The 19,602-nt window shown below is 72.8% G+C and carries 19 protein-coding genes; 11 read left to right on the top strand and 8 right to left on the bottom strand.

Features of this window, described 5'->3' with window-relative positions; translation table 11 throughout:
- Positions 1 to 14: 14 nt before the first annotated feature.
- The 3 genes from FRCN3DRAFT_RS57390 to FRCN3DRAFT_RS0209090 form a co-directional block, all read right to left on the bottom strand.
- Positions 15 to 590 (bottom strand): helix-turn-helix domain-containing protein, encoded by a 576-nt coding sequence (locus FRCN3DRAFT_RS57390; protein WP_007512623.1) that lies wholly within the window; start codon positions 588 to 590, stop codon positions 15 to 17.
- Between the two features lie 287 nt (positions 591 to 877).
- Positions 878 to 1,561 carry a hemerythrin domain-containing protein gene (locus FRCN3DRAFT_RS0209095; protein WP_007512625.1) on the bottom strand — a complete coding sequence of 228 codons (684 nt, stop codon included), beginning with the start codon at positions 1,559 to 1,561 and terminating at the stop codon, positions 878 to 880.
- A 262-nt stretch (positions 1,562 to 1,823) separates the two neighbouring features.
- On the bottom strand, positions 1,824 to 2,711 hold the full coding sequence (locus tag FRCN3DRAFT_RS0209090) for a hypothetical protein (RefSeq protein WP_007512627.1): 888 nt from the start codon (positions 2,709 to 2,711) through the stop codon (positions 1,824 to 1,826).
- Positions 2,712 to 2,901: 190 nt separating this feature from the next.
- Between FRCN3DRAFT_RS0209090 and FRCN3DRAFT_RS0209085 the strand changes: the two genes are divergently transcribed.
- Both FRCN3DRAFT_RS0209085 and FRCN3DRAFT_RS0209080 read left to right on the top strand, forming a co-directional pair.
- Positions 2,902 to 3,267 carry a hypothetical protein gene (locus FRCN3DRAFT_RS0209085; RefSeq protein WP_007512629.1) on the top strand — a complete coding sequence of 122 codons (366 nt, stop codon included), beginning with the start codon at positions 2,902 to 2,904 and terminating at the stop codon, positions 3,265 to 3,267.
- Between the two features lie 243 nt (positions 3,268 to 3,510).
- Entirely contained in the window at positions 3,511 to 3,876 is a 366-nt protein-coding gene (locus FRCN3DRAFT_RS0209080) for a roadblock/LC7 domain-containing protein (RefSeq protein WP_007512631.1), read from the top strand.
- A gap of 6 nt (positions 3,877 to 3,882) precedes the next feature.
- Here FRCN3DRAFT_RS0209080 and FRCN3DRAFT_RS0209075 read toward each other — a convergent pair whose 3' ends face one another.
- The gene (locus FRCN3DRAFT_RS0209075) at positions 3,883 to 4,596 is read right to left on the bottom strand and encodes an HAD family hydrolase (protein WP_007512632.1); all 714 of its coding nucleotides are present in this window, start codon (positions 4,594 to 4,596) and stop codon (positions 3,883 to 3,885) included.
- A gap of 102 nt (positions 4,597 to 4,698) precedes the next feature.
- Positions 4,699 to 6,234, bottom strand: a complete 1,536-nt coding sequence (locus tag FRCN3DRAFT_RS0209070) for an MFS transporter (RefSeq protein ID WP_007512635.1) — start codon at positions 6,232 to 6,234, stop codon at positions 4,699 to 4,701.
- A 194-nt stretch (positions 6,235 to 6,428) separates the two neighbouring features.
- Here FRCN3DRAFT_RS0209070 and FRCN3DRAFT_RS50615 point away from each other — a divergent pair, with 194 nt between their 5' ends.
- The 5 genes from FRCN3DRAFT_RS50615 to FRCN3DRAFT_RS0209045 all read left to right on the top strand — a co-directional run bounded on the left by FRCN3DRAFT_RS50615 (position 6,429) and on the right by FRCN3DRAFT_RS0209045 (position 12,418).
- Positions 6,429 to 7,808 (top strand): bifunctional DedA family/phosphatase PAP2 family protein, encoded by a 1,380-nt coding sequence (locus FRCN3DRAFT_RS50615; protein ID WP_007512637.1) that lies wholly within the window; start codon positions 6,429 to 6,431, stop codon positions 7,806 to 7,808.
- A gap of 84 nt (positions 7,809 to 7,892) precedes the next feature.
- Entirely contained in the window at positions 7,893 to 8,735 is an 843-nt protein-coding gene (locus tag FRCN3DRAFT_RS0209060; protein ID WP_035924541.1) for an Fpg/Nei family DNA glycosylase, read from the top strand.
- Between the two features lie 302 nt (positions 8,736 to 9,037).
- Positions 9,038 to 10,339 (top strand): nucleotide disphospho-sugar-binding domain-containing protein, encoded by a 1,302-nt coding sequence (locus FRCN3DRAFT_RS0209055; RefSeq protein ID WP_007512641.1) that lies wholly within the window; start codon positions 9,038 to 9,040, stop codon positions 10,337 to 10,339.
- Positions 10,332 to 11,447: a phosphotransferase gene (locus tag FRCN3DRAFT_RS0209050; protein ID WP_007512643.1), complete on the top strand. Its 1,116-nt coding sequence runs from the start codon at positions 10,332 to 10,334 to the stop codon at positions 11,445 to 11,447. Before FRCN3DRAFT_RS0209055 ends, FRCN3DRAFT_RS0209050 begins: the two co-directional genes overlap by 8 nt.
- Complete coding sequence (locus FRCN3DRAFT_RS0209045; RefSeq protein ID WP_007512646.1) at positions 11,444 to 12,418, top strand: SIS domain-containing protein; 975 nt, start codon at positions 11,444 to 11,446, stop codon at positions 12,416 to 12,418. Before FRCN3DRAFT_RS0209050 ends, FRCN3DRAFT_RS0209045 begins: the two co-directional genes overlap by 4 nt.
- A gap of 131 nt (positions 12,419 to 12,549) precedes the next feature.
- Here FRCN3DRAFT_RS0209045 and FRCN3DRAFT_RS0209040 read toward each other — a convergent pair whose 3' ends face one another.
- Complete coding sequence (locus FRCN3DRAFT_RS0209040; protein WP_007512647.1) at positions 12,550 to 13,170, bottom strand: hemerythrin domain-containing protein; 621 nt, start codon at positions 13,168 to 13,170, stop codon at positions 12,550 to 12,552.
- 162 nt (positions 13,171 to 13,332) lie between these two features.
- Here FRCN3DRAFT_RS0209040 and FRCN3DRAFT_RS43505 point away from each other — a divergent pair, with 162 nt between their 5' ends.
- On the top strand, positions 13,333 to 14,220 hold the full coding sequence (locus tag FRCN3DRAFT_RS43505; protein WP_232793981.1) for a TIGR03557 family F420-dependent LLM class oxidoreductase: 888 nt from the start codon (positions 13,333 to 13,335) through the stop codon (positions 14,218 to 14,220).
- Between the two features lie 134 nt (positions 14,221 to 14,354).
- On the opposite strand, the gene FRCN3DRAFT_RS0209030 is transcribed toward FRCN3DRAFT_RS43505, so the two are convergent.
- Positions 14,355 to 14,909, bottom strand: a complete 555-nt coding sequence (locus tag FRCN3DRAFT_RS0209030) for a TetR/AcrR family transcriptional regulator (protein ID WP_007512649.1) — start codon at positions 14,907 to 14,909, stop codon at positions 14,355 to 14,357.
- 244 nt (positions 14,910 to 15,153) lie between these two features.
- Between FRCN3DRAFT_RS0209030 and FRCN3DRAFT_RS0209025 the strand changes: the two genes are divergently transcribed.
- From FRCN3DRAFT_RS0209025 to sigJ, 3 genes are all read left to right on the top strand, one after another.
- The gene (locus tag FRCN3DRAFT_RS0209025) at positions 15,154 to 15,855 is read left to right on the top strand and encodes an SDR family oxidoreductase (RefSeq protein ID WP_007512650.1); all 702 of its coding nucleotides are present in this window, start codon (positions 15,154 to 15,156) and stop codon (positions 15,853 to 15,855) included.
- A gap of 464 nt (positions 15,856 to 16,319) precedes the next feature.
- Positions 16,320 to 17,156 carry a serine/threonine protein kinase gene (locus tag FRCN3DRAFT_RS56035; RefSeq protein ID WP_232793980.1) on the top strand — a complete coding sequence of 279 codons (837 nt, stop codon included), beginning with the start codon at positions 16,320 to 16,322 and terminating at the stop codon, positions 17,154 to 17,156.
- Positions 17,157 to 17,350: 194 nt separating this feature from the next.
- The gene (gene sigJ, locus FRCN3DRAFT_RS0209015) at positions 17,351 to 18,292 is read left to right on the top strand and encodes an RNA polymerase sigma factor SigJ (RefSeq protein ID WP_007512652.1); all 942 of its coding nucleotides are present in this window, start codon (positions 17,351 to 17,353) and stop codon (positions 18,290 to 18,292) included.
- 45 nt (positions 18,293 to 18,337) lie between these two features.
- Here sigJ and FRCN3DRAFT_RS0209010 read toward each other — a convergent pair whose 3' ends face one another.
- On the bottom strand, positions 18,338 to 19,585 hold the full coding sequence (locus FRCN3DRAFT_RS0209010; RefSeq protein WP_007512653.1) for an NAD(P)/FAD-dependent oxidoreductase: 1,248 nt from the start codon (positions 19,583 to 19,585) through the stop codon (positions 18,338 to 18,340).
- Positions 19,586 to 19,602: the final 17 nt, after the last annotated feature.

The raw sequence follows: 19,602 nt of genomic DNA, 5'->3' as shown, positions 1-19,602 counted from the left end.
CGGGCCGGCCGATCTCAGGCCCGCACGAGGTGCCGGGCTATGTCCTCGACCCGCCGCTCGATGCGGCGCAGGGTCAGCAGGATCTGTTCGGGAAGGTCGGCCGGGGCGGTGCCGGCCGGCTGCCGGGTCACCACGACCCGGGGAGTCGTGCGTTCGCCGACCGATGGTTCCGCCGCGGCGGGGCCGGTTTCGGGAACGCTCGAGGGAGGCTCGCCCGCCGGGCGATCCGCGTACGTCTCATCGGCCGGCCCGGCGGTCGGGGCCGCCGGGCCGGGTGGCGCCGACGGATCACCGGGGTGGGTCCCCTCGCTGGTGGCCGGTCCCGGGTACTGATCGCCGAGCAGTATGCGGACAAGGTGATCGTCGGGCCACCCGAGCGCCCGCGAGACCGCGGACAACGTCGAGTTCTGTACGCGCCGGCCGCTGTTGCCGCGCTGGAGCACCCGCAGCGTCGCGACCGACACTCCGGCCGCGAGTGCCAGTTCCTGCTGGCTGACCCGCCGGGTCGACATTCGCGCCCCCAGCGCGGTGGCGACGGAGCGCCAGTCCTCGTGGACCGCGCGAAGGTGACGTTCCCCGCTCTTTGTCATACAGCAAACAATACCGCCCGGACCGCCCGAACCGATCAATCGGGAACACGCGGGACCACGGTGTTACCACCGAGACGCCCTGGTCGGAAACCCCAGGCCTCGCGGTGGACCGGGGTCGGCGCGCCGTCGACGCGTGGATAGCTATGCCTTCATTGTCGTGACGGCCGGTCTCCCGACATGAGGGGAGAAACGTACGAAAGAGGCGGGTCGTCGTTAATGACGACGAACAATGTCGGCGTGCTCGTCCACCACGCGGCCAGGCGGGGTCTCCTCGGGCTTCGGGCAGGTCACGCGATCCGGCTCGTGGCCGCCCGCTCGCGAGACCCGTCGGCGGTCGCGGTCGCGGTCGCGGCCGCGGCTCCGGCGTAGAGGCGGTTGGACCGACGCTGGTAGGCAGGCGCCCAGATGAGCTTGAACAGCAGCCGTGGCACGAACGGAACCGTGGCCAGCACGGCGGCACGCGTCGGGGCGTCGGCCACGCTCGCGAGCCACCCGTAGATGACCGGGATGTCGCGACGGTTGAAGCTCCCCTGGACGTCCTTGTCGATCTCCTCGAACTCGGCCAGCGTGAGGTGCTCGAGGATGAGCGGGAAGGCGACCGCCTCCTCCTCGTCGAGATGCGCGTTGATCAGCACCTGGAGCTCGGCGAGCGCGCCCGCGCGCTCGGCGAGCGGGATGGTGGTGTCGCCGGCGATGGTGACCAGCGGGTCGATCTCGGCGTGCTGGGCCTCCAGCCGGTCGAGCCCGGCGACGGCGCCCGGCTCCCGAGTGCGCAGTACCGGCCAGAAGTGCCTGTCCTCGGCCGTGTGGTGGTGGTGCAGCGTCCGCAGCGTCAGGGCGATCTGGTCCTCGATGAGCGCGGCATGCTCGGCGTCGCGCGGCCGCGGGGCGACGGCGGCGAGCCTGCCGTACTCGACCCGCATCGCGTCATGCAGCAGGCGGATGGACTGCAGGTGGTCGGACGTGGACATGGGGGCGCTCCTCCTGTGGTTCGACTCCGTCACCCGAGGTGTCGGCCCGCGGGAGGCGGGTCGGTTCGGGAGCGGACGGAGCATCACCTGGGCGCGGCACCGCCGCGGCCGGCCTGTCGCCCGCCGGACGACGCTCAGGCGCCCATTGACGTGCTAGCACCACCTGCCCTGGTAGCTGGCTCCTCGAACGCGGGACCAGCGAGTATCACGCGGCGACGACCACGACCGATACCGTCCGTCACGCTCCCCCACGGCGCCGTGGCTACGGGAGGCCGCGCGCGTTCCACCGGGGCAGGAGACGACGCCGGGGCGCGCCCGCGTCCACGGCGTCCGTGGGTTCGGCGGACTCGAGGGATTCGGCGGACTCGAGGGGTAGTCCAGGGCGGTCCTCGGCGGTCGAGCGTCTCGCGGCGGTCGGGGGTGGCACGCGGCCCGGCCGAGCTGGGCCAGGCGGGCTGGCGACGGCGGCGGGCCCGGGCGGTCGCAGGGCGATCTGGCCGTCCTGGAGCAGCAGCCCGAGATCAGACATGACGGCGTACAGGCCTCGGCCGAGCAGGAAGGCGATGTCCCGGCACGTCCGGCGGCCGTTGACACGGGTGAGGATCTCCGCCCGGCCCTCGTCGATCGGCGGGTCCGAGGCCGTGGGGTGCGGCCGTACCCACGGGTCCAGACCCAGCTCGCGCCAGCCGGCCGCGACGTCCAGCCGGCGGCGCGTCTCGCGCACCACTCGGCCGACGTCCATCCCGGGCACGATGGGCACGAGTGGCGGCATGCTGGGCCCGGCCGGATCCGGCAGACAGGTGTGGACCTCGGCGAGCGCGAGCGCGAACACGGCGTCCATGGCGGCGGTCTGCGTCAGCACCTGCACGGAGGCGCTTCCCAGCAGGCCACGCTCCACCAGCGCGGCGCGCAGGCGCCCCTCTGGTGCGGCCTGGGCGAAGGTCTCCGTCCAGTCCTCGCCGGAGATCCGACCCGAGCGGAGCAGCAGCGGTTCCAGGCCGGGCGCGGCGGCGGTTTCGGCCGCGATGACCAGACCCGAATCAAGAACGATCGTGCCGCCGACCCGGATGCCCTCGGCCCGAAGCGTTCCCGTGAACTCTTCGTCGCCGAGGCGAGACAAAGTGGTGAGGAACAGCCGACTATCCGTCACGAAGTAGCCCCGTCATGTCACCTGCCCAAACGTGTCGGTCGACAACAAGGTTGACGAAGCAAAGGATATGGTCACCAGTAACCAAGTGCTATCGACTGACCCAACGAGCACACAAGCGCCGGAAAATTGCCTCAGAGCAGCCCCTATTTAACCACAACCACGGGCTTGCGCTGGGACGGAAGGTAGCGAAATGGACATCGAGACCGCCCTCAAGGAAGCGATGGCGATCGACGGGGCACTCGGAGCGGCCCTGGTCGACTACGAGAGCGGGATGATGCTCGGCGCGGCGGGCGGCGGGCGCACGCTGAACCTCGAGATCGCCGCTGCGGGCAACACCGACGTGGTCCGCGCCAAGGCCAGGACCCTGGAGGCCCTGGGTATACGCGAGGCGATCGAGGACATCCTGATCACCCTAGACCGGCAGTACCACCTCATCCGCCTCCTCAGCCGCGGGGAGAACCGGTTGTTCCTCTACCTGGCGCTGGACCGCTCCCGCTCGAACCTCGCGCTCGCCCGCCACAACCTCCGGTCGATCGAACGTGAGCTGAGCGTCTGACGGCCGTCAGGTAAGGGCCCGCCGGCCCGCGAGGCCGCGGCACCACTTCCCGTCGCTTGACCGGAAGTTTCCACCAGCCGTCGGTGATTCGGTTCACCTGTCTGCCCGAATATCGCGGCCAGCGCGGCGCGAGAGGGGCACGGCGAGCCGCGCCAAAACACCCTCGGCGTCGGCCTAGCCTTTGGCGAGCGATTACCTGGCGCTCGCCGGGCGGCCCTACTAGGAATGCGATGAGTACGTCGAATGAATACCGAGACCATTCTGGCGGAGCTCACGACGCTACGTGAGCACGTCACCGGGGTGACGAACAGCGCGGTCGCGTCGGTAGACGGCCTGCTGATCGCCCACGACGCGAGCGACGTGCGTCCGGAGGTACTGGCCGCCATGGCCGCCGTCGCCCTCGGCCTGGGCAAGAGCACCGGCGCGGAGGTCGGCATGGGCGAGCTGCGCGAGGTGATCACCCGCTGCGAGGGTGGCCACATCGTGGTCTATGCCGTCCGCGAGACCAACCTGCTCGTGGTCCTGGGCGACGAGGGGCTGGACATGAACCGGCTGCACCTGCACTCACGGCCCGCCGTCAACCGGCTCGGCGAGCTGCTGGCCGCGTGAGACCGCTCAGAAGTGGCGCAGCAGCTCGCCGAACGTCCGGAGCTGGAGCACGCCCGGGTCGGCGGAGTCGAGTTCCGCGTGTTCCAGCGCCCAGGTGTTCGTGTTCGGGATGAAGACGGCTCCCCACCCGGCGGCGCGGGCCGGCAGGATGTCCGACTTCGGCGAGTTCCCGATCATCCACGTCGCCGCGGGGTCCAGGGCCAGCTCGCGCGCCAGCAGCTCGTAGGCCTCGAGGTTCTTCTCGGCCACGATGTAGGTGCCGACCCCGAAACACGACGCGAGGCCCGAGGCGTCGATCTTGGCCTGCTGTTCCTCCGGCGAGCCCTTGGTGAGCAGCGCGAGCTCGTGTCGATCGCCAAGCTCACGTAGCGTCTGGGCGACCTCGGGCATCAGCTCGACGCGATGGTCCAGGAGCGCGGCCGCCAGCTCGGCGATCTCGAGGCGTTCCCTGGAGTCCACCGGGCGCTCCCGCAGGCGCTCGAACAGGTCATGCAGGCTGCGCAGGAAGACCTTGCTCCCGTAGCCGTGCGCCGCCGCGTTCGCCCGCTCGACGTCGTTGAGCATCGCGCGCAGCGCGGCCCGCTCCAGCGTCGGATGGGCCAGCCAGTCCAGATAGTCGTCGATCACCCGCTCGAAGTGCAGGTTGTTCTCCCACAGCGTGTCATCCGCGTCGAAAACCAGTGTGAACCGCGCGCCAGCCGTCGTCGTCCCTGATTCCACGTCCCGATCTGAACAGACCCGGGCGCCCTCGTCGACCGGATTTCGCCCATTACCGCCCGGCGGCCCCGCCGAGGGCGCCGCCCCGACCTCAGGCCTCGACTCTCAGGCCTCGACGCGCTCGACGCGGCGGTTCGGGACCGCGAGCGCGGCGACCGCGGCCAGGACGCCCGCGGCGGCGCAGATGCCGAACAGCACCCGGTAGCCGGTGAGCGAGGGCAGCGTGCTCGCGCCCAGGCTCACCGTCTCGGCGGCCAGCACGCTGCCACCGATCGCGCTGGCCAGCGAGCTGCCGATCGCCCGGAACAGGGAGTTCAGGCCGTTCGCCGCCGCGATCTCCGACGGGGGCGTGAACGCGTTGATGAGCGAGGGCATGGCGGCGTAGCCGACGCCGGTCCCGATCCCGACGATGGTCGTGCCGACGATGATCTCCCACAGCGCGCCGGTGGCGAGGATCCGCACGATCCACCCGGCCGCGACGATCACGGCGCCGGCGGCCAGCGTCTGCCCGGCCCCCCGCCAGGCGACCATCCGCGCCGAGACCGGTGCGAGCAGCAGCATGCCGATGCCGCTCGGCAGCACGCACAGGCCGCCGACGAGCATCGACGAGCCGAAGCCGTAGCCACTTTCCGCCGGCGCCTGGACGTAGGACGCGGTGCCGAGCAGGGAGGCGAACAGCGCGAAGCCGAACAGCAGCGAGGCGAGGTTCGTCAGGATCAGCGGCCGACGACGCAGCGAGTTCATGTCGACGAGCGGCTGGCGGATCCGGTGCTCCGCCCAGCCGAGCACCACCAGCAGCACGGCGCCGGCCGCGAGCAGGCCGATCACCCGGGGCGAGCCCCAGCCCCAGTTGGCGGTCTCGGCGAGCGGCAGCATGATCGCCATCAGCCCCGCGGCGAGCAGCAGGGTGCCGACGAGGTCGATGCGGCCGCCGCTGCGCTGCGCCGCCTCCGGCACGAAGCCGAGCACGCCGGCGAAGGTGAGGACGCCGCCGCCGCCGATGAGCCAGAACAGGGCGTGGTAGCCGAGGTGCTGGGCGATCAGGCCGGAGAGCGGCAGGGCGACCGCCGCGCCGACGCCCATCATCGCGCTGATCGTGGCGATTCCCGTCGCCACCCGCTCCCGTGGCAGCAGCACGGCGAGCAGGCTGATCCCGAGCGGGACGGCGGCGACCGAGGCGCCCTGGAAGCAGCGGCCCACGATCAGCAGCGGGATGTTGTCCGTGACGGCGTCGATCAGCGAGCCGACGACCAGCGCGCCCAGCGCGACCAGCAGCAACAGGCGCTTGCCGAACATGTCGGCGAGCCGGCCCATCACCGGCACCGCCACCGCGGCCACCAGGAGGGTCGAGGTCAGCAGCCATTCCACCGTGCTGGCGCTGGTGTGCAGCTCGGTGGGCAGCGTCGAGAGCACGGGGATCAGCATCGACTGCGACAGCGACACCATGAGCGCACCAATGCCGACGACTACCAGGACCAGCGTGGCACGGTCAGCCTGCACGTGGTCACCCACCGCGATCATCGTGGCGGCGGGGCGACCCTGTCGAACCGGTCGGGGCGTCGACTGGACCTCGGTCCGCGGCTGGATCTCGGCCGGCGGCTGGACCTCGGTCTGCGGGGACTGCGTCGACAGCTCGGTCATATGTGGTCCCGGAGTCTGGATGCGGGAAGGAGGAGTTTGTCCGACCCACCAGTCACCGACCGGTAGCACCGGAGATCGCTCCCTTCACGGTAACACAAACGGAAGAGCTTCTTCCGGTTATGTGGCCGGGGTGACATCAGCACGCGACGCCGCGTCAACCCGACGGAGGGAAGAAAGGAGGAGGTGGTCAGCGAGTGAGCCACGCCATCGACGGGCTGATCAACCTGCCACCGTGGCTGGTGCTGACGCTGGCGTTCGCGCTGCCGGCGGCGGAGGCCTCGCTGTTCCTCGGGGTGATCGTCCCCGGCGAGGTCGCCGTGATCGTCGCCGGGGTGCTGGCCCACTCCCACCGCCTGCCGCTGTGGGCGGTCATCGTCGTCGCCACCGCGGGCGCGGTCATCGGCGACAGCGTCGGCTACGAGGTCGGCCGGCGCTACGGCGACCGATTGTTGAAGCGGCTCCCGCACCGGCTGGTCAAGCCCGACCACGTCGACCGGGCCCGCGCCCTGCTGCGCCGGCGCGGCGGCTGGGCGGTGCTGATCGGCAGGTTCACCGCCGCGCTGCGCGCGCTGGTGCCGGGCATGGCCGGCACCAGCCAGCTGCCCTACCGCACGTTCCTGCCGTTCAACGTCGTCGGCGGCCTGGCCTGGGTGACCATGGCGACGCTGATCGGCTACGCGGCCGGCGCGAGCTACCAGGCGGCGGAGCACCAGCTCAGCCTGATCTCCTTCGGCCTGCTCGCCGTGATCGTCCTCGCCCTGCTCTACCGAGCCGCTCGCCGGTCCGAGCGGCTGCGCGGCTGGGCGGACCGCCACCTCGGCTGGGTGCCGCGGCCCGGCCGCGCACTCGCCGTCTCCCTGCTGGTCCTCGTCGCCAGCGGATCGATCTTCGGTGTCCTCGTCGAGGACGTGACGAACAGCCACGGCGCGATCGGCGCGGATCCCCGTCTGCTGCGGGACGTCGTCGACGAGCGCACCGGCTGGCTGACGCCGGTCGCACGCACCGTCACCAACCTGGGCGTCGGGCCCTTCGTCTACGCGGTGGTGGGCGCGCTCGGTATGGCCCTGTGGTGGCGGACCCGGCAGTGGGTGCTGCCCGTCGGCGCGATCGCGGTGCTCTGGGCGGGCCAGGCGGTGCGGGTGGCGATCAACCAGGCGATCGCCCGCCCACGGCCGCCGCGGGCGCTGTGGCTCGTCCAGCCTGGTGGTTACGCCTTCCCGTCCGGCCACACCGCGATGGCGACGATCGGCTACGGCCTGGCGGCCGTCCTCCTGCTGCGGATCCTGTCCCGCGGCCGGGTGGCCGCCGTGGCCGTCGGCGCCCTGGCGACGGTGCTCGCCGTCGCGGTCGGGCTGTCCCGCGTCTACCTGGGCGTCCACTGGCCCAGCGACGTCGCCGGCGGCTGGTCCTTCGGGGTCGCCTGGCTGGCGCTGGCCGCGAGCCTCGTGTGCGTCTACCGGCGATGGTCGCCGAAGCCGCCCGAACCGATCGGCCCAGAACCGGCCGGCTCAGAACCCGCCGACCTCGAACCGGCCGACCCCGACGCGCCCACCACGACAGCGGCGCCCGAGTAGCGAGGTTCGAGTAGCGAGGTCCCAGTGACGCCGGCCGCCGCCGCTCGGGCCGGTTCGCCAGCGGATCGGTATGCTCGGCCGGCCATGCCGGAAGGTCACACCACCCACAGGCTCGCCGCGGTCCACCGGGACATGTTCCGCGGCCGGCCGGTCGCGGCGACGAGCCCGCAGGGGCGGTTCGCCGACGGGGCCGGCCGGGTCGACGGGCGGGTCCTCGACGACGCCGAGGCGCACGGCAAGCACCTGTTGCTGCGGTTCGACGACGACCAGGTCCTGCACGTGCACCTGGGCATCTACGGCAAGTACGCCGTCGGCCCGCCGCCGGCCCCGGTACCGACCGGAGCCGTCCGGCTGCGGCTCGCCTCCACCGCTGGCTACGCCGACCTGCGCGGCCCGAACGCGTGCGAGCTGCTGGAGCCGGGCGGCGTGAAGGCGCTGCACGACCGGCTCGGGCCCGACCCGCTGCGCGCCGACGCCGACCCGGAGACCGCCTGGCGCAGGATCAGCGGCAGCCGCACGTCGATGGCCGTCCTGCTCATGGACCAGACCGTGGTCGCCGGGCCGGGCAACATCTACCGGGCCGAGGTGCTCTTCCGGGCCCGCGTCGACCCGTGGCTGCCCGGCAGGGAACTGGCCCACGACGAGTGGGACGCCATCTGGGCCGACCTGGTCGCGCTCATGGCCGACGGCGTCCGGACCGGCCAGATCGACACGGTGCGCCCCGAGCACACCCCCGAGGCGATGGGCCGGCCGCCCCGCGTCGACGACCACGGCGGCGAGGTCTACGTCTACCGCCGCGTCGGCCAGCCCTGCCTCGTCTGCTCCACCGAGGTCATGACCGCGCGGCTCGCCGCCCGCAACCTCTTCTGGTGCCCCACCTGCCAGCGGCCGCGGGCGCTGAACGCGCCGCTTGCCATCGGACGCTAAGCGTCCTCCCAGCGTGGTGCCGGATACAGGCGTATAGCGGTGGCTGGCGCGGTGCTGGGTCAAGGACGTGACCGGGTTGGCACTGCGCTAGAGGCGCCGTCGCTTCTGTGGCTGATCTGTGCGTGTTGGTCACCAGGCCGTTTGATTGCCAGGCCGGCGTGGTCACGGCCTTGTGGGCGGCCCTGGCACGGTCTGGATGGGATGGCGTGGTTGGGTTGTCCGGATACCTCGCGACAGCGTCGTCGCCCCGGTTGACAGGCGCGGGCCGGCCCTGGCCGGCTCAGATCGCGGTGGGAGCCACGGTGACCCTCACGGTGTTGTTCATGCCCGAGTCGGCGTACGGGCCGACCAACCAGTGCGTCGGGCTGGGAAAGGTGCTGCTGGAGCGCGGGCACACGGTCGTGTTCGCCGCCGAGCGGTCCTGGGAGGGCCGGCTCGCGCCGTTCGGGTTCGTCGAGGCGCTCGTCGACCTCGCGCCGCCGGACCCGGACGCGACGGACGCCGCGGCCGGGCAGTTCTGGATCGACTTCATCAACGAGACCGCGCCCGAGTTCCGCCGGCCGACGATCGAGCAGCTGGCCACCTTCATCCAGCCCACCTACCAGGCGCTCATCGACGGGGCCAGGTACTGCAAGGCACAGCTGGCGGCGATCATCGCCGAGCACCGGCCGGACGTGCTGGTCGAGGACAACGTCGTCGCCTTCCCGGCGTTGACCACCGCGGCCGGCGCGTTCGTCCGCGTCGTCTCCTGCAACCCGCTCGAGGTCCGCGGCCCGGGCGTGGCGCCGCTCTTCTCGGGATATCCCGAGAACGACCGGTCGGGGTGGGCGGAGTACCTCGCCGAGTTCGACCGGACGCACCGGGAAATGCGGGCCGACTTCGACGCGTGGGTGCGGGCCCAGGGCGCTGCCCCGCTGCCCCCCGGCGACTTCATCCACACCTCGGCGCACGCGAACCTGTACGTGTACCCGGAGGAGCTCGACTACACGGATGCCCGGCCGCTCGACGAGACCTGGCACCGGCTGGACTCCAGCGTCCGGGAGACCGACGACCAGTACGAGCTGCCGGCCGGGTTCGCCGCCCGCGACGCCGACGCGGCGCTCGTCTACCTCTCGCTGGGCTCGCTCGGCAGCGCCGACACCGGCCTGATGCAGCGGCTCATCGACGTGCTGGGCACGACCCGGCACAAGGTGATCGTCAGCCTGGGACCGCGGGCCGAGGAGCTTACGCTCGCGCCGAACATGGTGGGCGCGGCGATGCTGCCCCAGACGAAGATCATCCCCCAGGTCGACCTGGTCATCACGCACGGCGGCAACAACACGACGACCGAGTGCATGCACTTCGGCAAGCCGATGATCCTGCTGCCGCTGTTCTGGGACCAGTACGACAACGCCCAGCGCGTCCACGAGCGGGGCTACGGCCTCCGCCTGTCGACCTACGGATTCGCCGACGGCGAGCTGCTGGCCGCGGTCGAGAAGCTGTTCGCCGACACCGAGCTGCGCGCGCGGGCGGCCGCGGCCGGCGAGGCGATCCGGGGGCGGGACGGCCTGCGCAAGGGCGCCGACCTCATCGAGCGGGTCGGGCTCGCCCACGCCCGTGCCTGATCTCCCAGTCCTCGTCGAGGAGGTGGACGGGGTCTGGCGGTCGAGGCCAGCCGGCCCCGGCGCGGGAGTCGCGCTGCTGGAGCTGTTGGCCGCGCCCGCCGATCCGCCGGACGGATTCCGGCTGACCCGGGGCGTGCGCGGACCCGTCGCGGCGGGTGAGCGGCGGATCGCGGTCGACCAGACCAACGAGTCCTGGGTGGTCGGCGAGGCCGCGGTGGTCAAGTGGACGACCGAACCGCTGGTCGGCCCCCATCCCGACCGGCTGCGCCGGCTCGCCGCCGCCGGCTTCGACCGGATGCCGGCACTGTGGGGCCTCCTCGAGTGGCGCACGCCCGAGGGCCACTGGGTGCCGGTCGCGACCGCCGTCGACGTCGTGCCCGGCGCGCAGGACGGCTGGACCTGGTGCGTCGAGGAGGCCCGCGCCGCCCTCGGCGTCACCGACCAACCGACCCGCCCGTTCGCGGCCGAGCTCGGCGGCCTCACGGCGGCGATGCATCTGGTGCTGGCCGACTCCCCCGCCGAACGCGCCTCGGCGACGGCGGCGGCCGACACGCTTGCCGACGCCCTGCGACTGCTGGCCCGCGTGAGCTCGCCGCTGCTGGACACCCACCGCGCGGCGATGGCCGAGGCACTGGCCCCGCTCGGCGACGCGGCCGGGACGCCGCTCGTCGCCGTCCACGGCGACTTCCACGTCGGCCAGCTGCTGCGCGGGCCGGCGGGTGCAGGGCTGTTCGTCATCGACTTCGACGGCAACCCCACCCTGACCCCGTCGCAACGGACCGCCCGGCAGCCGGCCGCGCTCGACGTCGCGGGCATGCTGATGTCGCTGGAGAACGTCGGGCACGTGGTCCGCCGCTACGCTCCCGAGGTGCGCGACGACGCCGCGGCCGCGTGGACCGCCACCGTCCAGGCCGAGTTCCTCGACGCGTACCGCGCCGGGCTCGGGGCGGCCGGCCGCGGCGAGCTGCTCGACGAGTCGCTGCTGGCGGCCTACGGCGCCCAGCAGCTGTGCCGCGAGCTCGCGTACGCCGAGTCCCACCTGCCGCACTGGCGGTACGTGCCCGAGGGCGCGCTGCGGCGCCGCTTCGGCCGGGGCGAGGCGGCGTGAACGCCGACCTCTTCCTCGCCGATCTCGAGGACAAGCCAGCCCGGCTGCGCGCGCTCGCCGCTGCGGTCACCGGTTCCTGGGCCGCGACAGATACGGACCGGCCGATCCTGCTGTTCGGGATGGGCTCCTCGCACTACGCGAACGGGGTCGCGGCCGCGCGGCTGCGGGCCGGGGGCCGCCCGGCGGTCGCCGAGCTGGCGAGCACCGACCTGCTCCCGCGGGTTCCGCCGGGCGCGCTGGTGGTGGCCGTCTCGGCGTCGGGCGGCTCGGCGGAGACGCTCGACGCGGTCCGGACCAGCCGGGCTCAGTTCGCCCGATCCCAGGGCGCCCGCACTCAGGAAACGCCGGCGACCTTCGTGGCGCTGACCAACCGGGCCGACGGCGAGCTCGCGTCGCTGTGCGACGTCACGGTGCCGATGCTCGCGGGCGACGAGCGCGGCGGCGTCGCCTGCCGCTCCTTCCAGCACACCCTGGCCGTCCTGCTGAGCCTGCCCGGTGCCGGGCTCGACCCGGCGACCGTCACCCGCGCGGCCGAGGCCACCGAGGACCTGCTCGCCCGCCGCGACGCCTGGCTGCCCCGGGTGAGCGAGCTGCTGCTCGGTCCGGACGGCACGCACGTCGTGGCGCCGGCGCGCCGGCTCTCGTCCGCGCAGCAGTCGGCGCTCATGCTGCGCGAGGGGCCGCGCCTGCCCGCGGTCGGCTGCGAGACCGGCGACTGGAGCCACGTCGACGTCTACCTCACGAAGACCACCGACTACCGCCTGCTGCTGCTCGCCGGATCCCGCTGGGAGCCGGAGCTGCTGCGCTGGACGGCCGAACGCGCCAGCACCGTGGTGGCCGTCGGCGCCGACACCGCCGGTGCCGCGTACACCCTGCGTTACCGCCACGACGACATCGACGACGTCCGCCTGCTCACCGAGACCCTCGTCGCCGAGCTCGTCGCCGCCGAGGCCTGGCGTCGGCGGCTCTGAGACCAAGCCACCCCTGAGACCGGGCCGGCCCGAGACCGCCGACGCGAGCAGTCGCGCCAGCTCCGTCTCCGCCACGACGGCGACGCTACCGACGTGCCGGCGACGCTACGGACGTGCCGGCCGACCACGCGTCAGACCGGTGCGCCGCTCGCCCCGCCGTGACCGGAGTGGCCCGCCTTCTGGATGGTGTCCTTCACCCGGTCGACGACCGAGGCGAACGGGCCGACGGTCCACTGCCGCAGCGTCGAACCGGCGGTGCCAGGGTGCGGGTGGGTCGGGGCGAAGCGCTCCACGGCGCGCAGGGTGTTGCCCATCGCGTGCAGCTTCGCGGCGTCGCATCCCGCGCGCACGGCCGGGAACTCCTCGACCTCCTCGCGCTCGGCGTGCTCGCTGACGGCACGTTCGAGCCTGCCCAGACGCTCGTCGAACCCCTTGGAGAAGATGTCCGTCTTCTCCAGGTCGCGCAGGATGCGCGTGGCCTCGACCTCCTCCTTGTCGCGGGCGTCCGCGACCGGCTCGCCGAGGACCCGCCTGCTGATGGGACGAAACACCAGCTCCTCGGCCGTCTCATGTACCGCGAGCAGCGCCCGCAGTTCGTCGAAGGCCTGGCGCCGGTGCTCGTCGCGCGCGTTCCGCACGTCGACGAACAGGTCCCGGATCCTGGCGTGCTGTTCGAGGAGCGTGCGCACCACGTCGCCCTCCGGGAGCCGGGCGGCTTCCTGACGCTCGCGCTCCGCGGCCGCAGCAGCCATGTTCGTCACCTCCGTCGGGTCGACGGGCCCGCTGGCAGCGGGCCGCACCTGTCCCCCGCTGGCCTGCCCCGCCTCCCCGCCGGCAATCGGACGAGCCGGGACCGTTCGGCCCGACCGGTGACTGACGGGTGTTGTGTCCTCGACGACGGGTACGCGGCGCCCGTGACAGAGTTGGGCTACTTCCTGTCGAGCGAGGAGTTGAGCGCGCCCCGGACCGTGCAGGTGGGGCAGGCCGCCGAGCAGGCGGGCTTCGACCGGGTGTGGGTCTCGGACCACTACCACCCGTGGCAGTCGAGCCAGGGTGAGAGCCCGTTCGTCTGGACGGTGCTCGGCGCGCTCGCCGCCACGACGAACCTGCGCCTGACGACCGCCGTGACCTGCCCGACGTTCCGGATCCACCCGGCGATCCTGGCTCAGGCGACAGCCACCGTCGCCTCGCTCGCCCCCGGCCGGTTCACCTTCGGCGTCGGGTCGGGCGAGGCCCTCAACGAACACATCCTGGGCGAGGCCTGGCCGCCGGTCAGCGTCCGCCACGAGCGTCTCCAGGAGGCGCTGGAGCTCATCCGCCAACTGTGGACCGGCCAGACCGTGACCCATCAGGGCCGGCACTTCACCGTCCACGACGCGAAGGTCTGGAGCCGGCCGGACGAGCCACCGCCGATCTACATCAGCGGGTTCGGGCCGAAGGCCACCCGGCTGGCCGCCCAGGTGGGCGACGGTTGGATCACCACCCGGCCGGACACGGATGGACTGAAGACCTACCGCCGCGACGGTGGGACGGGCGGCACCCAGGCCGGGCTGAAGATCTGCTGGGCGCCGACGGAGGAGAAGGCCGCCGACACCGCCCACCGGCTGTGGGGTCACGAGGGCAGCGGCGGCCAGCTCTCGCAGGACGTGCCGACGTGGAAGGGATACGAGGCGCTCGGCTCACGCACGAGCCCCGAGGAGACCGCGCAGGCCGTCGCCTGCGGACCGGACCCCAAGCGCGCGGCGGAGGTGATCGCCCGTACATCGAGGCCGGGTTCGACGAGGTCTACATCTCGCAGATAGGGCCCGACCAGGAGGGCGGGATCCGCTTCCTGGCCGAGGAGGTCATGCCGCTGCTCCGCTGAGGACACCCGCCCCGTCCTCCAAGGACGCCTGCCCTCCTCCCTCCGCTCCTCCCTCCTCGTGCTGGATGCCGGTCAGTGGATGCCGGCGTTCTCGAGCAGGAGCGCCGCGGTCGTGACCGCGAGGTCGCCGATGGGCTGTGCCCGGACCACGGCGCGGGCGCTGGCACCGTCGTAGATCATGGTGAGCCGCTCGGCCAGGAGCACCGGATCAGGAGCGCCCGCGCGACGCGCCTCGGCCGCGAAGAAGTCCGTGAGCGCCTGCTTGTGCCGGCGGGCGACGGTGGCGGCCGGGTGCTCGGGGTTCTTGACCTCGACCGCGGTACCGACGAGCGGGCAGCCGCGGAAGTCGGGATCGGCGCTGGCGGCCTCGAGCCACGCGAAGACTCCCAGGATCCGTTCCCGCGGTGGGTGGGCGTCATCGGCGACCGGGAACATCTGCGCTCGCAGCGTCCGCGCCCACCGGTCGAGACTCGCGGCGATCATCGCGTCCTTGCTGTCGAAGAGCTGGTACATCGACCGCTTGGAGACGCCGGCCGCCCGGCACAGCACCTCGACGCCCACCCCCACGCCCTCCCGGTAGAACAGCTCCGCCGCCGCGTCCAGTAGCCGCTCCCGGGTCGCTGGCACCAGTGACGCCGGTCGCGACGGTTGCGACGGTTGCGCCAGGGGGGCCGGTTGCGACGCGGCCGTCGCGGGTGGCGCGGGTGGCGCGGGTGGCGCGGCCCCCACGGCGGGCGGACGAGGCTCGGAGGACGTGGTGCTGCTCACCACCCCAGGGTAGAACGTCGGGCTTGCCGATGGAAACCGATCGGTTTACGGTGACCGAGGAGTCGGAAACCGATCGGTTTCCATCGAGGCGAGGGAGCGGGCCATGACCGCTATCGAGGGTGCCGTCGTGCTGGTCACCGGGGGCAGCCGCGGGCTCGGGCGGGCGTTCGTCGACGCCGCCTATGCCCGCGGCGCGAAGAAGATCTACGCCACCGCCCGAAACCCCCGCGATGTCACCCACCCCGGTGCCGTCCCGCTGGCACTCGAGGTCACCGACCCGGCGGCGGTGGCGGCCGTCGCCGAGGCCGCGGGCGACGTGACGATCCTGATCAACAACGCGGCCGGCTACGTGGCCGCGCCCTTCTTCGACGGTGACGTCGACGCCATCCGGCGGGAGTTCGAGACCAACTTCTACGGGCCGCTGCGGATGACCCAGGCGTTCGCGCCCGCCATCGAGGCGAACGGGGGCGGCCACATCCTCAACGTCGCCTCGGTCCTGTCCTGGTTCGCGCTCGGCGGCTCGTACGCGGCGTCCAAGGCGGCGCTGTGGTCGCTGACGAACTCGCTGCGCCTCGAGCTGCACCCGCGCGGTGTCGGCGTGACCAGCCTGCACGTCGGATACATCGACACCGACATGGCGGCCGCCGTCACCGCCTCGAAGGCCGACCCGCGCGAGGTCGCCGACCTGGCCCTCGACGGCGTCGAGGCGGGCGCGTTCGAGGTCCTCGCGGACGACACCACCCGCCAGGTCAAGGCCGCCCTCGCCGGCGACCTGGCCGCCCTCTACCCAGAGCTGGCCGCCTAGACATCCCCACCCGGAGTCCATGGCTTTCGGTAGTAGGCCGATCTCCAAGAGCGAGAGTGCCAGCTCCGGATGGTCGTATATCGACCGTAACCGGAAGATAAGGTGGGAAAAGTGGTGGTCGACCGGCCGCGCGCTGAGCCTTGGCGCGGGTAGCCCGCACCTCCACCCACTCGCGGAGCGGAGGCGATGAGACGGACATCCCAGGTGGCGCCGCGCCAGCCCCAGCAGATCCGGGTGTGACGGGACCAGCCGCTTCTGTGGCAATGGCGGTGACGGATCCGGGCACTGGAGCGGCCGGCGTTCTGGACCCGATTCACGACGCGCCGACCGGGCCACTGCCGGCGTCGATTGTCCCGCCCGAACCGATACGACCGCCAGAGACGGTACGGCCGGCGGAGACGGCAGGGCCGACGGGGCCCGCGAGGTCGAGGCGCCGCGCGCCTGGCAGGAACCTGCGCCGCAACGTGCTCGCCGGCGCCGCCTGCGTGGTGGTGCTGATCGTTGGGATCTCGGTGCTGGCGTGGGCGCCCTGGGGCTCGGGCCGCGAGGCACAGGCCGGCCCGGCCGGCGGCGGCCAGCCCGGTCGCGGCAAGGACGGCGCGGCAACCGGCCCCGACGGGTCCTCGATACCGAAATCCGGGAAGTCGGACGACCGCGCGCGCTCGGCCGACGACGGGGCCGCCCAGGGGGCGGGCGAGCGGGGGCCCGCCGGGCAGGGCATCGGGGCGGCGGACCCCGTCGCCGGTGGTGACGCCGGTACAGGCGGGGTCTCCGGAGCCGGAGGTACGAGCGCGGATGTCGGCACGAAACCCGGGTCGGGTTCAGGGTCAGGCTCGGGTGCTGGCTCGTCCGGAGCCACGTCGGGCACGAGCACCGGAACCGGTTCCGGCTCGACCGGCTCCAGCGCCGGCACCACCGCGGCCCGCACCACCGCGCCGGCCGCCTCCGGATCCAGCACCGCGAAGAAGAACCCTTACACCGCCGCCCAAGTGTGCGGCTCCGGCTACTCCGAGATCGACAGCCACACCCTGACCAGCGGCTCCACGACGGCGAAGATCGTGTTGATGTACAACGGTGGCACCAACTGCGTGGTCACGCTGAAGTCCGGCGCCGGCGTCGGCGCGGCCCAGTCGATGGCGGCCTGGGTGCAGGCACAGAACGGTTCGTCGAAGGTGACCGACTCGGGTTCCTACCAGTACTACGCCGGTCCGACCAAGGTGTCCGCGAAGGCGATCTGCGTGAAGTGGGGCGGCAGCCTCGGCAGCGTCTCCTGGAGCAGCGACTGGTCCCACTGCGGCTGACCCGAGCGCCGGCCGCCAGGTCGGCCCGAGATCCCGCGTCCCGATCATGGGGATCCGTTCGCCCACCATGGCGGCGAGCTGCCGCCCGGTTCTCTTCCCGCATCTCGTCAGCGTGGGCACGGAACCTGGTCTGTCGAGACCGGCTCAAGCAGACTGGAGAGGCCAGCCGGAGGACGAGCGGGCGAGGAGGCTGAATGGCCGACAGCGCCGGCGTCGCGGACTCCGCCGAGACCTCCGGGCCCGAGTCGCCGGAGGGGCCGGAGGGGCCGGAGGGGCCGGACCCGGTCCGGTTGTTCGAGCGGCACCGGGGCCGTCTGCTTGCCGTCGCGTACCGGGTGCTCGGCCGGACCGGCGACGCCGAGGACGTGGTGCAGGACGCCTGGCTGCGGTGGAGCATGACCGACGTCGCGAAGGTCGCGGACCCCGAGGCCTACCTGGTGCGGATCGCGACCCGGCTGGCGATCGACAGGCTGCGCAGCGCCCAGGCACGCCACGAGTCCTACGTCGGCCCGTGGCTGCCCGAACCGATGCTCACCAGCCCGGACGTTGCCGAGGACGTCGCGCTGGCTGACTCGGTGTCGACCGCGCTGCTGCTCGTGTTGGAGGCGCTGTCACCGATCGAGCGGGCGGTCTTCGTCCTGCGGGAGGCGTTCGGCTACCCGTACGGCGAGATCGCCGAGATCGTCGGCCGAACCGAGGCGACGGCCCGCCAGACCGCGCGGCACGCCCGCGAACACGTCGAGGCTCGGCATACCCGCTACGACGCCGACCGAGCCACCCGAACGGTCGTGACCGAGCGGTTCCTGGACGCGGCCACCGGCGGTGACCTCCAGGCGCTCATGGCCGTGCTGGCGCCCGACGTCGAGCTGGTCAGCGACGGTGGCGGGCTCGCGCCGGCGCCGCGCAAGGCGATCCATGGCCTGGAGCTGGTGGCTCGGGCGCTGGCCACCTTCGCCGGCCGGATGCCGCCCGAGCCGAGCGTCGAGCTCGTGACGCTCAACGGCGGCCCCGGCATCGTGGTCCGGTCCGGGCAGACGCCGGTGGCGGCCATCGCCCTGCACCTCGTGGATGGTCTGGTGAAGACCATCCATCTGGTCAGCAATCCGGAGAAGCTGACCGGGCTGCGGCAGGGGTGACGACCGCCACCGGCGCTGCTCACCGACCGCCCTCATCGACCGACCTCATCGAGCGCGGCGGCGGCGCAGCGGGGCGCCGCCCGGCGCCAGCATCAGCACCGGCACGTTGAGCCAGCGGGAGAGCCGGAAGAGCGCGGGCGGGCTGCCGCTGACCAGCTCCTTGTACCGAACGGCCGCGCGGCCCTTGAGGTACCAGCGGCCAGGGCTGTCGTCGGCGTGGGTGAACTGGATGACCGCGTCCCGGCGGCCCAGGCTCACCGGCTGGTGGATGTAGCCGAACCGGAACGGCTTCGGCCGGCGGCCCCGCAGCCGGCGCCCAATGTTGTCGGCGGCGCGCGCGCCCGTCGGCATCCCGCTCTGGCAGGTGCCGTGGATCATTCCCCAGGGCTGGCGCACCGCGGCCGCGTCGCCGACGGCGTAGATCGCCGGATCCGACTCGGACCGCAGCGTCTCGTCGACGAGGATCCTGCCCTGGCCGTCGACCGCGAGGCCGGCCTGCTCGGCCAGCGGCAGCGCCCGGACGCCGACGGTCCACACCACGGCGTCCGCCGGCACCGGTTCCAGGTCACCAGCGACCTCGATCCCCGTGGGCAGGACCTTCGTGACGTCCACTCCGGAACGCACCTCGACGCCGAGCCGGTCGAGCCCCCGGTTCAGGTACGCCCGCGCGGCGTCGCCCATCATCGGGCCGGGCTCGTCTCTGCTGAGCAGGGTGACGCGCAGGCCGGGGAACGTCTCGGCGATCTCGGTGGCCGCCTCGACCCCGGTGAGGCCGGCGCCGACCACGGCGACCCGGCCGGCCGCCGCGTCGACCTCGGTGAGCCGGTCCGCCAGCCGGGCCGCCGCCGGGCCCGCCAGTGTGTAGGCGTGGTCGGCCGCGCCCGGCACGGCGCCGGTGTCGGTGACGCTTCCCAGCGCGTACACGAGGATGTCGTAACCAAGCTGCCGGCGGCCGTCCTCGGTGTCGACGTCCACGGTGCGCGCGGTCCGGTCCAGCCCGACGGCCACGCCCTGGACGAACGCGACGCCCGAACCGGCGAGCAGATCCGGCAGCCGGTGGTCGGCGAGCTGTTGGCCGGTGGACAACTGGTGCAGCCGTAGCCGCTCTACGAACCGGTCGGACGGGTTCACCAGGGTTACCCGGCCGCCACGGCGTCGAGTCCGCCGGGCCACCCGCACAGCGGCCAGCACGCCGGCGTAGCCGCCGCCCAGCACCAGGATGCGGGTTCCGCCCGGCTCGCCGCCCACGGTGCGGTTCTCAGGTGACTGGGACATCTCGTGTGACTGAGACATGGAGAGTCCTTCGTGGT

The sequence above is a fragment of the Pseudofrankia saprophytica genome, assembly GCF_000235425.2.
Lineage (GTDB): Bacteria > Actinomycetota > Actinomycetes > Frankiales > Frankiaceae > Pseudofrankia > Pseudofrankia saprophytica.
The sequence above is the reverse complement of the archived record's forward strand: the minus strand, read 5'-3'. Positions and strand labels throughout refer to the sequence as shown.

Excerpts from the sequence above, each read along its gene's own strand:
- FRCN3DRAFT_RS57390 (WP_007512623.1), bottom strand. The coding sequence starts at position 590 with ATGACAAAGAGCGGGGAACGTCACCTTCGCGCGGTCCACGAGGACTGG.
- FRCN3DRAFT_RS0209070 (WP_007512635.1), bottom strand. The coding sequence starts at position 6,234 with ATGACCGAGCTGTCGACGCAGTCCCCGCAGACCGAGGTCCAGCCGCCG.
- FRCN3DRAFT_RS0209080 (WP_007512631.1), top strand. The coding sequence starts at position 3,511 with ATGAATACCGAGACCATTCTGGCGGAGCTCACGACGCTACGTGAGCAC.
- FRCN3DRAFT_RS0209095 (WP_007512625.1), bottom strand. The coding sequence starts at position 1,561 with ATGTCCACGTCCGACCACCTGCAGTCCATCCGCCTGCTGCATGACGCG.
- FRCN3DRAFT_RS0209060 (WP_035924541.1), top strand. The coding sequence starts at position 7,893 with ATGCCGGAAGGTCACACCACCCACAGGCTCGCCGCGGTCCACCGGGAC.
- FRCN3DRAFT_RS0209040 (WP_007512647.1), bottom strand. The coding sequence starts at position 13,170 with ATGGCTGCTGCGGCCGCGGAGCGCGAGCGTCAGGAAGCCGCCCGGCTC.
- sigJ (WP_007512652.1), top strand. The coding sequence starts at position 17,351 with ATGGCCGACAGCGCCGGCGTCGCGGACTCCGCCGAGACCTCCGGGCCC.
- FRCN3DRAFT_RS0209010 (WP_007512653.1), bottom strand. The coding sequence starts at position 19,585 with ATGTCTCAGTCACACGAGATGTCCCAGTCACCTGAGAACCGCACCGTG.
- FRCN3DRAFT_RS0209085 (WP_007512629.1), top strand. The coding sequence starts at position 2,902 with ATGGACATCGAGACCGCCCTCAAGGAAGCGATGGCGATCGACGGGGCA.
- FRCN3DRAFT_RS0209025 (WP_007512650.1), top strand. The coding sequence starts at position 15,154 with ATGACCGCTATCGAGGGTGCCGTCGTGCTGGTCACCGGGGGCAGCCGC.